The organism is Streptomyces sp. NRRL S-1022 (genome assembly GCF_000720135.1).
In the GTDB taxonomy this organism is placed as follows: domain Bacteria; phylum Actinomycetota; class Actinomycetes; order Streptomycetales; family Streptomycetaceae; genus Streptomyces.
The window spans coordinates 37,270-51,456 of record NZ_JOIU01000022.1 but is presented as its reverse complement, the minus strand read 5'-3'; the positions used below and the strand labels follow the sequence as shown (position 1 = coordinate 51,456).

11 protein-coding genes and 1 pseudogene are annotated in these 14,187 nt (G+C 70.3%); 9 read left to right on the top strand and 3 right to left on the bottom strand.

Annotated features, from left to right (window positions below; genetic code table 11):
• Window positions 1-103: 103 nt before the first annotated feature.
• From IG05_RS0129240 to IG05_RS0129215, 6 genes and pseudogenes are all read left to right on the top strand, one after another.
• Window positions 104-877, top strand: a complete 774-nt coding sequence (locus tag IG05_RS0129240; protein WP_030347027.1) for an IclR family transcriptional regulator — start codon at window positions 104-106, stop codon at window positions 875-877.
• A 25-nt stretch (window positions 878-902) separates the two neighbouring features.
• Window positions 903-1,376: a GNAT family N-acetyltransferase gene (locus IG05_RS0129235; protein ID WP_030347026.1), complete on the top strand. Its 474-nt coding sequence runs from the start codon at window positions 903-905 to the stop codon at window positions 1,374-1,376.
• Window positions 1,377-1,441: 65 nt separating this feature from the next.
• Window positions 1,442-2,896, top strand: coding sequence for a peptidoglycan D,D-transpeptidase FtsI family protein (locus IG05_RS0129230; RefSeq protein WP_030347025.1), 1,455 nt, complete (start codon window positions 1,442-1,444; stop codon window positions 2,894-2,896).
• A gap of 216 nt (window positions 2,897-3,112) precedes the next feature.
• Complete coding sequence (locus IG05_RS0129225) at window positions 3,113-3,682, top strand: SigE family RNA polymerase sigma factor (protein ID WP_030347024.1); 570 nt, start codon at window positions 3,113-3,115, stop codon at window positions 3,680-3,682.
• On the top strand, window positions 3,679-4,536 hold the full coding sequence (locus IG05_RS0129220) for a hypothetical protein (RefSeq protein ID WP_030347023.1): 858 nt from the start codon (window positions 3,679-3,681) through the stop codon (window positions 4,534-4,536). Before IG05_RS0129225 ends, IG05_RS0129220 begins: the two co-directional genes overlap by 4 nt.
• A 157-nt stretch (window positions 4,537-4,693) precedes the next feature.
• A pseudogene (locus tag IG05_RS0129215) lies at window positions 4,694-5,728 on the top strand (glycoside hydrolase family 43 protein); the annotation flags it as partial.
• A 30-nt stretch (window positions 5,729-5,758) separates the two neighbouring features.
• Here IG05_RS0129215 and IG05_RS0129210 read toward each other — a convergent pair.
• Complete coding sequence (locus IG05_RS0129210) at window positions 5,759-6,556, bottom strand: HAD family acid phosphatase (RefSeq protein WP_030347021.1); 798 nt, start codon at window positions 6,554-6,556, stop codon at window positions 5,759-5,761.
• Window positions 6,557-6,768: 212 nt separating this feature from the next.
• On the opposite strand from IG05_RS0129210, the gene IG05_RS0129205 reads away from it, so the two are divergent.
• Genes IG05_RS0129205 through IG05_RS0129195 form a run of 3 tightly spaced genes read left to right on the top strand, consistent with a single transcriptional unit; the run spans window position 6,769 to window position 11,643 of the window.
• Window positions 6,769-7,134: a hypothetical protein gene (locus IG05_RS0129205; protein WP_030347020.1), complete on the top strand. Its 366-nt coding sequence runs from the start codon at window positions 6,769-6,771 to the stop codon at window positions 7,132-7,134.
• Window positions 7,124-11,431: a DUF6531 domain-containing protein gene (locus IG05_RS0129200; RefSeq protein ID WP_234336074.1), complete on the top strand. Its 4,308-nt coding sequence runs from the start codon at window positions 7,124-7,126 to the stop codon at window positions 11,429-11,431. Before IG05_RS0129205 ends, IG05_RS0129200 begins: the two co-directional genes overlap by 11 nt.
• The gene (locus IG05_RS0129195) at window positions 11,431-11,643 is read left to right on the top strand and encodes a hypothetical protein (RefSeq protein ID WP_030347018.1); all 213 of its coding nucleotides are present in this window, start codon (window positions 11,431-11,433) and stop codon (window positions 11,641-11,643) included. The genes IG05_RS0129200 and IG05_RS0129195 overlap by 1 nt, the downstream gene beginning before the upstream one ends.
• Before the next feature lie 43 nt (window positions 11,644-11,686).
• Here the strand turns inward: IG05_RS0129195 and IG05_RS0129190 are convergent, their stop codons facing one another.
• The gene (locus IG05_RS0129190) at window positions 11,687-12,778 is read right to left on the bottom strand and encodes a pectinesterase family protein (protein WP_030347017.1); all 1,092 of its coding nucleotides are present in this window, start codon (window positions 12,776-12,778) and stop codon (window positions 11,687-11,689) included.
• A 72-nt stretch (window positions 12,779-12,850) separates the two neighbouring features.
• On the bottom strand, window positions 12,851-14,137 hold the full coding sequence (locus tag IG05_RS0129185) for a pectate lyase family protein (RefSeq protein WP_051790381.1): 1,287 nt from the start codon (window positions 14,135-14,137) through the stop codon (window positions 12,851-12,853).
• Window positions 14,138-14,187: the final 50 nt, after the last annotated feature.

Here is a 14,187-nt window from a genome sequence, read left to right as displayed (position 1 = left end):
GATCCCTCCCGGCGTTCGATATACTGAACACCGTCTCTGATCGTGAATATGCTGCTCGGAGACTATATAACTCAGTCCTCGTCGAACGAAGGGGCCAAGGGCGATGACGGCAGGCGACACAGGCGGCGGGGCGCAGGTCAAGTCCGCGGTACGGACCGTGGAACTGCTGGAGTTCTTCGCGGGCAAGCCCGGTATGCACTCCCTCGCGGCCGTGCAGGAGGCCGTGGGGTACCCCAAGTCGAGCCTCTACATGCTGCTGCGCACCCTGGTGGAGCTGGGCTGGGTGGAGACGGACGCGACGGGCACGCGGTACGGCATCGGGGTGCGGGCGCTGCTGGTGGGCACGTCGTACATCGACGGCGACGAGGTGGTGGCCGCCGCCCGCCCGACCCTGGACCGGCTCTCCGACGACACCACGGAGACCATCCACCTGGCCCGGCTCGACGGGACCAACGTGGTCTACCTGGCCACCCGCCAGTCCCAGCACTACCTGCGCCCCTTCACCCGCGTCGGCCGCCGGCTCCCGGCCCACTCCACCTCGCTCGGCAAGGCGATCCTCGCCACCTACACCGACGAGCAGGTCCGGAGGCTCCTGCCGGAGACGCTGCCCGCGCTCACCGAGAACACCCTCACCGACCGGGAGCGGCTCATCGAGGAGCTGCACCAGATCCGGGAGCAGGGTTTCGCGGTCGACCGCGAGGAGAACACCCTGGGCCTGCGCTGCTTCGGCGTGGCGATCCCGTACCGCACGCCGGCGCGCGACGCGATCAGCTGCTCGGTGCCGGTGGCCCGGCTCACCCCCGCCCACGAACAGATGATCAAGGACGCGCTGTTCGACGCGCGGGACCGGCTGACGCTGGCGACCCGCAGGCTCTGAGCCCCGGGGCCGTAGGCTCGGCGGCATGGAGATCACGCTGCGGGCCGTGGAGGACGGCGATCTGGCCGTGTTCCACCGGCAGATGACCGACCCGGAGGCCGCCCTGATGGCCGCGTTCGGTCCGGAGGACCCGTACGACCGGGAGGCCTTCGCGGCCTACTGGCAGCGGCTGCGCACCTCCTCCGACGTGCTGCGCACGGTGCTGGCCGACGGGGAGGTGGCCGGCAGCGCGGCCGTGTACGGGGTGGCCGGCGAGCGCGAGGTGACGTACTGGATCGACCGCGGGTACTGGGGCCGGGGCGTGGCGACGGCCGCGCTGCGGGCCCTGCTCGCCGAGGTCCCGGAACGGCCGCTGTACGCGCGGGCGGCGGCCGACAACGGAGCGTCGCTGCGCGTGCTGGAGAAGTGCGGCTTCCGCGAGGCGGCCCGGGCCCGGGGGTACGCGAACGCGCGGGGCCGGGAGATCGAGGAGGTCGTGCTGGTGCTGCCCGCTTCCTGAACACCGGATGAGAAATCCGGGCGTAGGGGAACGATCCCCCCGGCCGCGACCGTCTTCCCAGCGGGATGAACAAGACGATCAGGCGGGCGTCCGTCTTCACGCTGCTGCTCGTGCTCGCCCTGCTGGTCAGGGCGACATGGCTGCAGTTCTACGACGGCAAGGCCCTCGCGGACGACAACGACAACCGGCGGAACGCGATCGCGACCTACTCGCGTCCCCTCGGGAACATCATCGTGGCCGGAGAGGCGATCACCGGCTCGGCGCGGACGAAGGGAAACGACCTCGCGTACAAGCGGACGTACAAGGACGGCAAGCTGTACGCGGCGGTGACGGGCTTCGCCTCGCAGGCCTACGCCCCCACCCAGCTGGAGGGCGTCTACAAGGACCTGCTCAACGGCACGGACGACCGGCTGAGGACGGTGATGGGCACCGTCACCGGCGAGCGGTCCGAGCCGGGCGACGTGGTCACGACGATCGACCCGGCCGTGCAGAAGGCCGCCTACCGCGCGCTGGGCGGCAACAAGGGCGCGGCCGTCGCGGTCGACCCGAAGACGGGCAGGATCCTCGCGGTGGTGTCGACACCGGCGTACGACCCCTCCTCGCTCACCGACGCGAACACGGCCGGCACGGCCTGGAAGACGCTCAACGCCGACAAGGACAAGCCGCTCACCAACCGCGCGCTGCGCCAGCCGCTGCCGCCGGGCTCGACCTTCAAGCTGGTCGTCGCGGCCGCCGCGCTGGAGGACGGGCTGTACAAGAACGTGGACGAGCCCACCGACAGCCCCGATCCGTACATCATGCCGGGCACCGTGCGCGAGCTGCCGAACGAGAGCAGGTCGGCGCCGTGCAGGAACGCCTCGATCCGGGTCGCCCTGCGGTACTCGTGCAACAACGTCTTCGGTCACATGGCCGTCGAGCTGGGGCAGGACAAGGTCAGGGCCATGGCCGAGAAGTTCGGCTTCGACGACGACAAGCGGGACGTGCCGGTGCGGGCCTACCCGAGCGTCTACCCCTCGGGCATGGACAAGGCCCAGACGGCCCTGTCGGGCATCGGCCAGTTCGACGTCACGGCCACCCCCTTGCAGATGGCCATGGTCTCCGCGGCCATTGCCAACGGCGGAAAGCTGGTATCGCCCCACATGGTCTCGCAGATCACCGACAGCGGCGGTGATGTGCTGGAGGACTACGACGACGGCGCGGACGCGACGGAGATCGTCAGCTCCACCACCGCCGAACAGCTCCGGTCGGCCATGGAGACGGTGGTCAAGGACGGCACCGGTACGAACGCGCTGATCGACGGGGTGACCGTCGGCGGCAAGACCGGCACCGCGCAGCACGGCGAGAACAACAGCAAGACGCCGTACGCCTGGTTCACCTCCTACGGCAAGTCCGACAGCAGCGGCAAGGAGGTCGCCGTCGCCGTGATGGTGGAGCAGTCGGACGCGGCGCGGTCCGAGGTCAGCGGCAACGGGCTGGCGGCTCCGGTCGCCAGGGCGATGATGCAGGCCGCCCTCAAGTAACGGTCGGAGGGGGCCGTTCCGCATGCAGCGATGTATGGCGGAACGGCCCCTTCCGTGCTATCTCATCGAGTTCGGTCCGCCAATCGGCGTCCGGCCCCCCGCACAAGCACGTCAAACGATCACTGCTACGCTCCGGATCTCCGTCCGGGCCCTCCCCGGACCCTCGCATGTCATTCACATGACACACACAGAGCGCGTACCGAGAAGAGGTCACCCGTGGGCACAGTCGTCGACGACGCAGCCTCCGTGGAGTTCCATGCCTTCTTCGAACGGCACTACGCCGAACTCGCCCGTTTCGCCCACCTGCTGACCGGCGAGGCGGACGCCGCCGACGACCTGGCGGCGGACGCGCTGCTGGCGCTGTGGCACCGCTGGGACCGGGTGCGCGCGGCCGGCCATCCGGTGGCGTACGCGCGGGGCGTGGTCGCCAACCTGGCCCGCACCCGGATCCGCGGCGCGGTGCGCGAGCGGCGGCGGATCGCGCTGTTCTGGCCGCGCGGCGAGGAGCGGACCGAGAACCCGGACGTCGCCGGTGTGGTGGACGTCCAGGGGGCGCTGCGCCGGCTGCCGTTCCGGAAACGGGCGTGCGTGGTGCTCCGGCACGCGTTCGACCTGTCGGAGAAGGACACCGCGCTCGCGCTCGGGATCTCGGTGGGTACGGTTAAGAGCCAGACGTCCAAGGGCATGGCCGAACTGAAGCGGCTGCTCGGCCCGCAGGCCGACCCGGGGCGGGTGCACGCGGCGATGGCGGCCCGGGCCGGCGAGAGCGGAGGAAGGAACCGATGAGGCAGCAGGACGTGCACGACGAGCTGCGCGCCCGGCTGCACGAGGCGGCCGGGGCCCACGAGCCCGACCGCGCGCGCATCCTGGCCCGGGTGGAGCGCGGCATGGCCGCCGGGTCCCGCCCCGGCCACCGGGCCGGGCGTCGGCCGGTGTTCGGCTGGGTCCGGGTGGCCACCGCGACGGCCGCGGTCGCCGGTGTGCTCGCGGTCGGGGGCTACGCGGTGGCGTCCGCGGTGAAGGACGAGCCGCCGGCCCGGCAGACCGTGGCGGTCTCGCCGACCCCCTCCCAGTCTTCCGCCCCGACGACCCGTCCCCCCTCCCGCACCGCGGACCCGGCACCCGGCAAGAGCGCCGCGCAGCCGTCCCGCACACCGGGTTCCTCCCCCTCCCGTACACCGGACGGCACCGCCCCGACGCCGCCGCCGGTGGCGCGCGCCGAGCAGGACGGCCCCCTGTGGTCGGACGGCTCGGTGGACCCGCACAGCAACGACTTCTGGGCGCAGAGCAACGTGACCCTCAAGACGTCCGAGCCGCTGTCGTCCCTGACGGTCGAGCTGAAGGTCGCCCAGACCGGCGGGGTCACCTCGACCGGCGCGTGGCGCTCGCTGCCGGAAGGGGACTTCACCCAGACCGTGGCGGAGAAGAACGGGTTCGTCGTCTACACCTGGACGCTGAAGCAGGGGCGTACGGTACCGGCGGGGCAGTGGGAGTTCGCGGGGCAGTACGACCACACGCGCGGGGGCCGTGACGCGAAGGCCGACGGTTACGTCGTCAGCGGTACCGCCGGGGGCCGGACGTACGCGGTGACCGGTGACTTCGCCGTGCACACGCGGGGCAGCACGGGCGGAGCCTCGTAGACCCCGCGGGGGTGAGGACGGCTTCCCCGCCCCCGCGAGACCGAAACTTTCGACCGCCCCAGGCGGTCGCACACCGATTGACGCAGTGGGCGGTGCTGGTGACACTCCGAGAACGCACAGCACCCAACAGAAACCCTCACGCCCACACAGGACGGTCATGCGTCTCAGAACCCTGCTGGTCCCGCTGCTCGCCCTCCTCCTCACCCTGCCGGCCGCCCCGCCCGGCTCCGCCGACACCGCGCGGTCCAGGTACGCCGGCTACCTGTTCGTCTACTTCACCGGCGAGGGCACGGCCGACGGCGAGCAGATCCGCTACGCGCTCAGCCAGGGCAACGACCCGCTGCACTGGCGGGAGTCGAACGGTGGGCAGCCGGTGCTGACCTCGACCATCGGGGAGAAGGGCCTGCGCGACCCGTTCGTGATCCGCTCCCCCGAGGGCGACAGGTTCTATCTCGTCGCCACCGACCTGCGGATGTACCGCAACAGCAGCGGCAGCTGGGACGACGTCCAGCGGCACGGCAGCAGGTCGGTCATGGTGTGGGAGTCCACCGACCTGGTCCACTGGACCGACCAGCGGCTGGTGCGGGTGGCACCCGACAACGCGGGCAACACCTGGGCGCCGGAGGCCTACTGGGACAGCCGGCGGCACGAGTACGTGGTGTTCTGGGCGTCGAAGCTGTACGCCGCCGACGACCCGGACCACGCCGGTTCCACCTACAACCGCATGCTCTACGCGACGACCGAGGACTTCCGCACCTTCAGCGCGCCCAGGGTCTGGGACGACCCCGGCCACTCGGTCATCGACTCGACGGTCGTCAAGGACAAGGGGACGTACTACCGCTTCACCAAGGACGAGCGGGACCCGTCCTCCGGCTCGCCCTGCTCGAAGTTCATCACCGCCGAGAAGTCGCGGAACCTGACCGACACGTCGTACGGCTTCGTCGCCGACTGCGTCGGCAGCGGTGCCCTCGCGCGCGGCGAGGGGCCGACCGTCTTCAAGTCGAACACCGAGAAGAAGTGGTACCTGTTCATCGACGAGTACGGCCTGCGCGGGTACGTGCCGTTCGAGACCACCGACCTCGCCTCCGGCCGGTGGACGCCGTCCACCGGCTACGCGCTGCCCGCCAGCCCCCGCCACGGCACGGTGCTGCCGGTGACGGGGGCGGAGTACGAGCGGCTGCTCAGGACGTACGGCTGATCCTCCGGAGGAGCATCGTGGGGATCAGGAGACGAAGTACGTCGGGTTCGGCAGCTTGTACGTGCGGTTCGCGTAACCGCCGTCCAGGTCCGAGTACTGGTCGCCGAAGTTGGCGACGATCTCGTAGCCCAGGTCGTCCTCGATGTGCTTGCGCGTCCCGGACTTGTACTGCACGGTCGTGCAGGTCCAGCTGCCGGGGACGGCGCAGTCCTTCAGGTAGGCCGGCGGGTTGGCCTTGTCCTTGAGGAACATGTGGCCGGCGTCGAGGTTCACATCGGCGCCGACCTTCTTCAGGTTCTCCACCGCGGCGGTGCGCTGGGCCTCGCTCAGACCGGAGTTGTAGAAGACCTCGACACCCTCGGACTCGGCGTACCGCACCAGCTCGGGGCTGCCGAAGACCGCCGGACGGTCGGCCTTGTTCACGTAGTCGTTCCACGTGGTGCCGTTGTACGTGTAGTTGGTGCGCTTCTCGTAGTCGAGGCTGAGCAGCAGCGTGTCGTCGATGTCGAAGACGACGGCCGGCTTCTCGCCCTTGTGCCGCGCCTTGCGGGCCGCCTTGTCTATGTAGTGCCTGGCGTCGGCGTCGATGCGCGCCAGGTCCTTGGCGTACGGGCTGTCAGGAGACGCCTGGTAGGCGCCGTTGCCGTCGGCGGCGGTGCCGTAGTAGGTGTCGATGTCCTTGACCAGGAGCCCGATGTTGTACGGCTCGTGGGTGGAGTTGGCCGTCGACTGGCCGGCGGTGGCCGCGCCCGCGCCGTACAGCGCCGCACCGGCGACGACACAGGCGGCACCGGCCGCGACCGCCTTGAGGGACTTCCGCATGGATTCTCCGGATCTGGTGAATGAGAGTGATGTACCAGGTCACGGACTGTCTACGCGCATCACACCCGCGCTGCGAGCCCTGTTATCCGATCGATACGCACGCCATGCCGCGCGACCGCCCGGAACATTGCCGTCCGATTACCTCCGCCTGACGCCGACTTGACGCGCTGGCCCTATCGTCGGACACCGCGACTGCGAACGGGGGTTCATCGGTGGGCGACGGCAAGGTGCCCGGCAAGGTCCTGGACATCAAGACCGCCGACATCAAGGCGGCGGCACCGGCCTTCCACCAGGGGGCCATCGATCTGAGCAAGGCGCTGACCACGCTGATCCAGGCGCTGGACGGCCTGGGTGAGCCCTGGGGCCACGACGAGCAGGGCGACAAGTTCGGCGGTGCCTACAAGCCGCAGCAGAAGAAGATCGAGAGCGCCGCGGGCATCCTGGTGCTCGGTCTGACGAGCATTCACGAGGCCATGGTGGACCTGTCGGACGGGCACGTGGACAACGACCAGCTCATCGCCGGCATGTTCACGCAAGTGAAGAGCCCCCAGCAGAGCGACGGTGCCGGTGAGCGTTGAGGACAAGGCCCGCCACATCCTTCTCAAGCTGGGTCTGTGGTGGCCCGAGGCGGACTCCGGCAAGCTGCGGTCCGCGGCGAAGGCATGGAGTGCCTTCGCCGACTCGGTGGACGACGTCCGCGCTCCCGTGCACCGCAGCGCGTCCTCGATCATCCACAACAACACCGGTGAGTCGATCGAGGCGTTCGAGAAGTTCTGGGGCCGTTATGCCAAGGACCAGGACGGCGGCTGGCTGAGCGACCTGGCGAAGTCCGCACGGGAGATGGCCAAGGCGCTGGAGAAGTTCGCCGACGCGATCGACGACGCGATCAACAAACTGTGGACGCAGATCGGCATCGACGCGGCCGTGATCGCGGGCGGGGTGGCGCTGGCCTTCTTCACCGCGGGTCTGGCCTCCGGGGCGGCTGTCGCGGCGGCGGACGCGGTCATCGAGTTCGGTGCCACGATGGGCATCGCGGTGTCCACGACGGTGGCCGAGATCGCCGCCGGCACGCTCGTCGCCGCCGCGTTCGGCGGGGTCGAGTCGGTCACCGTCGACCTCGCCGTGGCCCAGCCGCTGAAGATGGCCACCGGTCTCCAGAAGGGCTTCAGCCTGGACGAGGTCAACCAGGCCGCCAAGGACGGCATGATCTTCGGCGGCGCGCTGGGCGCGGGCGGCGGAGTGCTGAAGGCGAGCATGGAAGGCGGTCTCGCCGACACCACCCCGCTCCTGCTGCGCCCGCCCTCGCTGCGTCCCGACCTGGTCGAGCTGGGCCCGGCCGCCCGCAACGCCGAACGCACCCCCTGCGTGGGCGAGCCGATCGACGTGGCGACCGGCGCGATGCTGATGACGCAGACCGACCTGACCCTGCCGGGCAGCCTGCCCCTGAACTTCACCCGCACCCACCTTTCCTCCTACCGGGGTGGCGTCTGCTTCGGCCCGGCATGGATCTCCACCCTGGACGAGTGCCTCCAGATCGACGGCGAGGGCGTCGTCTTCGCCGCCGGGGACGGCATGCGCCTGGTCTACCCGGTGCCGCGGCCCGGCGTCCCCACGATGCCGGCCAAGGGGCCGCGCTGGCCCCTGGAGTGGGACGGCAAGCCGGACGGCGCGATGACGGTCACCGACCCCGCGACCGGCCTGACCCGTACCTTCGCCGCCCCCGTGCCCTCCCCCTCCTTCGGCGTCTTCCACCTGGCCCTGGACTCCTGGAGCGACCGCAACGGCAACCGCGTCGACATCGAACGCGACGACGACGGCGTCCCGTTCGGCATCCGCCACTCCGGCGGCTACTACGTCGCCGTCGACACCCAGGGCCCGCGCATCACCGCCCTGCGCCTGCTGGACGAGCCGCCCTCCCGCTACCGCCCGTCCACCGCCCCCGACGAGGGCACGGTGGTGATGCGCTACGGCTACGACACCGCCGGCAACCTCACCGAGGTCGTCAACTCCAGCGGCGAGCCCCTGCGCTTCGCCTACGACACCGAGGGCCGCGTCACCCGCTGGACCGACCGCAACGGCACCTGGTTCTCCTACGTCTACGACGACCGCGGCCGGGTGATCCGCACGGAGGGTGTCGACGGCATCCTCTCCGGGACGCTGACCTACGACGACGCGGAACGCACCACGACGTACACCGACTCCCAAGGCCGTGTCTCAGTCCACCGGTACAACGCCAACGGTCTGGTGGTGGAGAAGACCGACCCGCTCGGCCACGTAACGCGCACCGAGTGGGACGAGCACGGAGCCCGGCCGGTCACCGTGACGGACCCGCTGGGACACACCACGCGGTACACGTACGACGACACGGGCAACCTCACCGGCCTCACCCTCCCCGATGGCGCGAAGGCCCAGGCGGAGTACACCGCACTCGGCCTGCCGACAAAGGTCGTCGAGCCGGGCGGGGCGACCTGGCAGCACACCTACGACGAGCGAGGCAATCTGCTCGTCACCACGGACCCCACGGGCGCCGAGACGCGGTACACGAACGACGCGGCGGGCCGCCCCACAGCGATCACGAACGCACTCGGTCACACCCGCACCGTTGCCTACGACGCGGCGGGCCTGCCCGTCTCCCTGACGGACGAACTTGGCCACACGACAACGATCCGCCGCGACAGCTGCGGGCGGGTGATCGGGGTAACCGATCCGCTGGGCCAGACCACACGCTTGGGCTGGACCAGGGAGGGCAAGCCGTCCTGGCGGGAGCAGCCCGATGGCGGCCGCGAGTCATGGACCTGGGATGCCGAGGGCAACCTGCTCGGTTACACGGATGCGGCGGGCAACACGACCCACCACACGGCGACTCGTTTCGACGTCCCCGCCACCCGGTCGGAGCCGGACGGTGCGCACTACGCGTTCTCGTACGACACGGAACTGCGGCTGACGGGCGTCACCAACCCGGAGGGCCGGACCTGGTCGTACACATACGACGAAGCCGGCCGTCTGGTGGCCGAGACGGACTTCAACGGCCGTACGCTGACGTACACGCACGATGCGGCGGGTCGGCTGGTTTCGCGTACCAACGGAGCCGGGGAGACGTTGAGCTTCGTCCGTGACGCGGCGGGCCGCGTCGTGGAGCAGCGCACCGGTACCGGTGAGACGACGACGTTCCGATACGGAGCGGACGGACTGCTTGCCCGGGCGGTCAACCGAGACGCCGAGGTGATCTTCGACAGAGACGCTCTCGGGCGCACTCTCAGAGAAGTGGTCGACGGCCGCACCACGGCTTACGCCTATGATCCCTTGGGCCGCTGCGTCCGCCGCGAGACTCCCTCCAAAGTGGCCTCACTGTGGACCTACGATGCCGCGGGACGGCCCTCGGAACTCCGCTCGGACGCGGGATCCCTGACCTTCACCCATGATGCGGTGGGACACGAGACGGAGCGCCGTCTCGGCTCCGATGTCCTGCTGACCCAGACGTGGGACGCTGCGGGCCGTCTGGTCCTCCAGTCCCTCACGGCAGGTCCAGCCGATGCGCAGAGCCTTCTTCAGCATCGCGTCTACGCCTACCGCAGCGACGGCTATCTGACGGAGATCCGCGAGCTCACCACAGGTACCCGGCGTTTCGACCTGGATGCGACGGGCCGCGTGACGGGCGTACGCGCCCACGGCTGGTCCGAAACATACGCCTACGACCACGTCGGCAACCTGGTACGGGCAACGGCACCCGGTCACGACTCGGCCGGTGAGCGTGATTTCGACGGCAGCCTCGTACGTCGTGCGGGTAGCACCGCCTACCAGCACGACGCCCAGGGGCGCCTGGTCCGCAGAACACGCAAGCTGCTCAACGGACAGACCCGGACCTGCACGTACGTCTGGGACGCCGAGGACCGCCTCGTCGAGGTCGGCACGCAGGACGGCGAACGGTGGAGGTACGCCTACGATCCGCTCGGGCGCCGCCTGTGCAAGTACCGCCTGACGGACGACGGAAGGCAGGTCGACCGCACCGACTTCTCCTGGGACGACACCAGGTTGGCGGAGCAGACCGCCCCGGACGGCAAGGTGACCACCTGGGACTACGAGCCCGGCACCCACCGGCCGATCGCCCAGACCGATCACCGGCGATCAGCCCTCGGACGGGACGCCTCGGCCCTCGCCCGGCTGGCGGAGGAGTCGGCACCCGGCCACGCGGCCGTGTTCCACGCAGTCGTGACGGATGCCGTCGGCACGCCCACCGAGCTGGTCACCACCGAAGGCGAGACGACATGGCAGAGCCGGACCACTCTGTGGGGCACCCTCCTGGCCGGCCCGGCCGAGTCCGACACCGCCGACTGTCCGCTGCGCTTCCCAGGTCAGTACGCCGATGCCGAAACCGGCCTGCGGTACAACTACTTCCGCTACTACGACCCCGAGACGGCCTGCTACCTCAGCCAGGACCCCTTGGGTCTCAAACCGGGCCCCAACCCCTCGGCATACATCCGCCATCCCGGGACCTGGTCGGACCCGCTGGGTCTGTACGGATGTGAGCTGGAGGACCTCGGGGGCGGCTGGTACCGCTCCCCTGAAGGACTGGACTACGGTCCGGGCTCGGCCGAGGGCCACCGCATCACGCACGTCATGCAGCACACCCGTGAGAACCCCGCGAAGCCCGCTCACGGAGTTTTCGACACGGGCAACAAGGGCGTGCTGGAAACGGTCGACGAAGCATGGGGGCGGCGCGCCATGGCGGTGTCGGTCAACCAGCAGGGTGCTCGTTCCACATACATCATCCCGATGGGCCGGCAGGTGGGTTACAACCCCGGAGAGGAATATGTTTCGATCACCGTCGAACACGGCAACGAAGTGATCACGGCCTTCCCGAGGAGCTGGAACTGATGGACAAGGTCGCCTGCGCGCATTGCGGTCAGGACTGGGTGCGCTGTTACGAGCGGAAGGACACGGGTCGGAAGTTCTTTCTCTGCCCCGAGTGCGAATCCGTCTGGGACCTGGAGGACGACCTTCAGGAGGACACGGACATGTATCTGAGCGAGTACCTCCTGACCGGGGACCCTGCGAAGGACTGGGAGATCATCACTCCGTGCGGCTGAGACGTCCGGTGGCGGTGATGCCGGCCGGTTCGTCGGGAGCGGTTCAGCAGGGGTGCCAGTCGCCGAGGTAGGCCGCCGGGGTGTGCAGGGCGGCCTCGGCCGGAGTCAGCTGGGGCCGGTTCTCGGGGACGGTGACGACCGCGCCGGGGCCGGAGTTGCGGTACTCGGCGAAGCGCTGGTCCTGCCAGGGGTGCGCCGCCGACATGTTCGTGTAGGGGGCGGCCGCGTCGATGCCGGGGCCGAGCCAGGTGTCGCGGACGGTGAGCATCGGGCGGGCGGTGGGGTCGGAGCCGGGCACCCAGGGGCGGGCCAGCTTGTAGGCGGCGTCGGGGGCCTCGCTGGTGACACGGCTGCGGGTGACCAGGTAGCCGCGCGGGCCGGCGGCGGCCGTGGAGGGCGCGAAGACGAAACCGTACGGCGCCGCGGCCAGGTCGGTCCGGTTCAGGGTGTGGAAGCGGCAGTGCTCGTACACGGCGGTGGCCCGCCCGAAGACGAAGTCGACGTCCCCCTCGACGTAGCAGTGCGCGTAGTACTGGCGGGCGAAGGTGCCGAGGGCCGCGGAGTCGGCGTACAGGGTGTCCTGGTGGCCGAGGAAGCGGCAGTGCAGGAAGGCGCTGCGGTCGCCCTGCACCTTGAGGGCGACCGCCTGGGTGCCGCTGATGTCCGGGTGGCCGGCGCGCAGCCAGTCGTTGGCGAAGGTGATCCAGCGGGCGGTGAACCCGTCGGCCTGCACGGTGGTCGTCGCCGAACCGCTGGTGCCGTAGGTGCCGCCGCCGGGCTTGGGGGTGCCGGCCGCGTTGTCGTACACGATCACGACGTCCCGGGGGTTCTCGGAGGCGCCGATCCAGGTCATCTCCGTACGGCCGGCGTCGACGGAGACCGTCTCCCGGTAGCTGCCGGGGGCGATCACCAGGGTCCGGCCGCTGCCGGTGGCGGCGGTGACCGCGGCCCGGACGGAGGTGAAGTCGCCGCGGCCGTGCGGGTCGACGTACAGGGTGCCCGGGGTGAGGCGGCGGGCCGGGGAGCCGTAGCGGCCGAACGGGCGGGTGCGGGCGTGTGCGGGCGCGGACGTCAGGGCGAGCGCGGCGGCGGCCCCGGCGCTCGCGGTGAACAGACCCCGTCTGGACAGGGACATGGGCGTGCTCCTTAGGAGGGCGGCTCCGGGGAGGAGGGCGGCCGGGGCGTCCTGCGCCCCGGCCGGTGGGGGTCAGCGCAGGTGTCCGGCGCCCGCGCCATGGCCGACGAGGCCGGGGACGGCCTGCGGCCGGTCGACCCTGGTCCGCAGGGCGGGCGTCCATCCGGCCCCGGACTGGAGGATCTCGCCGGGCACCTGCGCGTTGTGGACGGCGACGAGGTCCGTCGGCACGCCGTTGACGTAGTTGTCGGCGGCGGTGACCGGCGCCTCCTTCCACTTCTTCAGGATCGAGCCGGCCCGGACGCCGTCGGGCAGGGTGAACGCGTTGTGCTCGGCGACCAGCCGGGACTCCATGCCGATGCCGTAGCTGTAGGAGAAGCCGTCGCCGGCGACGAAGTGGTTGTTGTACGAGTCGACCTGCCCGAAGCGGACGCGCGGGGCCCGCTCGACCAGGTTCCGGAACAGGTTGTGGTGGAAGGTGACCTTCAGGTGCCCGCGGTCGACGGCGGCCGTGGAGGCGCCGTCGCTGTTGCCGATGAGGATCGTCTTGTCGTGGTCCTCGAAGACGTTCCAGGAGGCGGTGACGTAGTCGGCGCCCTTGACGATGTCCAGCTCGCCGTCGTGCTGCTCGTAGATCCGGCCGTAGTACGACGGGAGGGTGCTGTCCGGGTGCTCCCCGTCGGTGAACGTGTCGTGGTCGATCCACACGTGGGTGGAGCCGTACACGACGGCGCTGTCGTACTCGGAGTTCCAGTTGCCGTCGGCGGTGTCGGTCGGGTCCCACTGCGGGAAGCAGTCCAGGGGGCTTTCGAAGGCCAGGTTGCGGACGATGACGTTGTCGACGCCCTTGATCTGGAGGCTGGCGCCCTTGAAGCCGGCGTTCCGGCCGACGCCGATGATGGTGGTGTTGGCCGGGACGTCCGCCTTGATGAAGGCGTCCTGGTGTGCGGCGGAGGCGCGGCGCAGGCCCTCGGGGCTGTCGTCGGGCTCGCCGTCGAGGTTCTTGGCACGGCCCCACACCGCCGGGTCGTACGTCTTCAGATAGGCGGCGAAGTCGTACCCGGGCACGGCGAACGCGTCGCAGCCCGGTCCGTCGGCGTCGATCGTGCCCCTGACCCAGACGATCTTCGGTGCGCTGCCGCCGTCGGCCAGGGCCGCCTTGAACTGCTCCCAGGTGGTGACGGTGTACACGTGCGCGGCGTCGGCGGCGGCTCCGCCGGTGGTGCCGGTGCCGTAGGCCGCCCAGCCGTCCTGGGCGGCCAGCACCTGCCGGTCGGGGCCGGCCTGGTGGACGGGCCGCGCGGACGCGGTGCCGGTGACGGCGAGGACGAGGGCCGCGCCGCCCACCAGGGCACTCATGACCCGTCCATGACATTTCGGTGTACGCACTGTGCGGTTCTCCTCTGTGA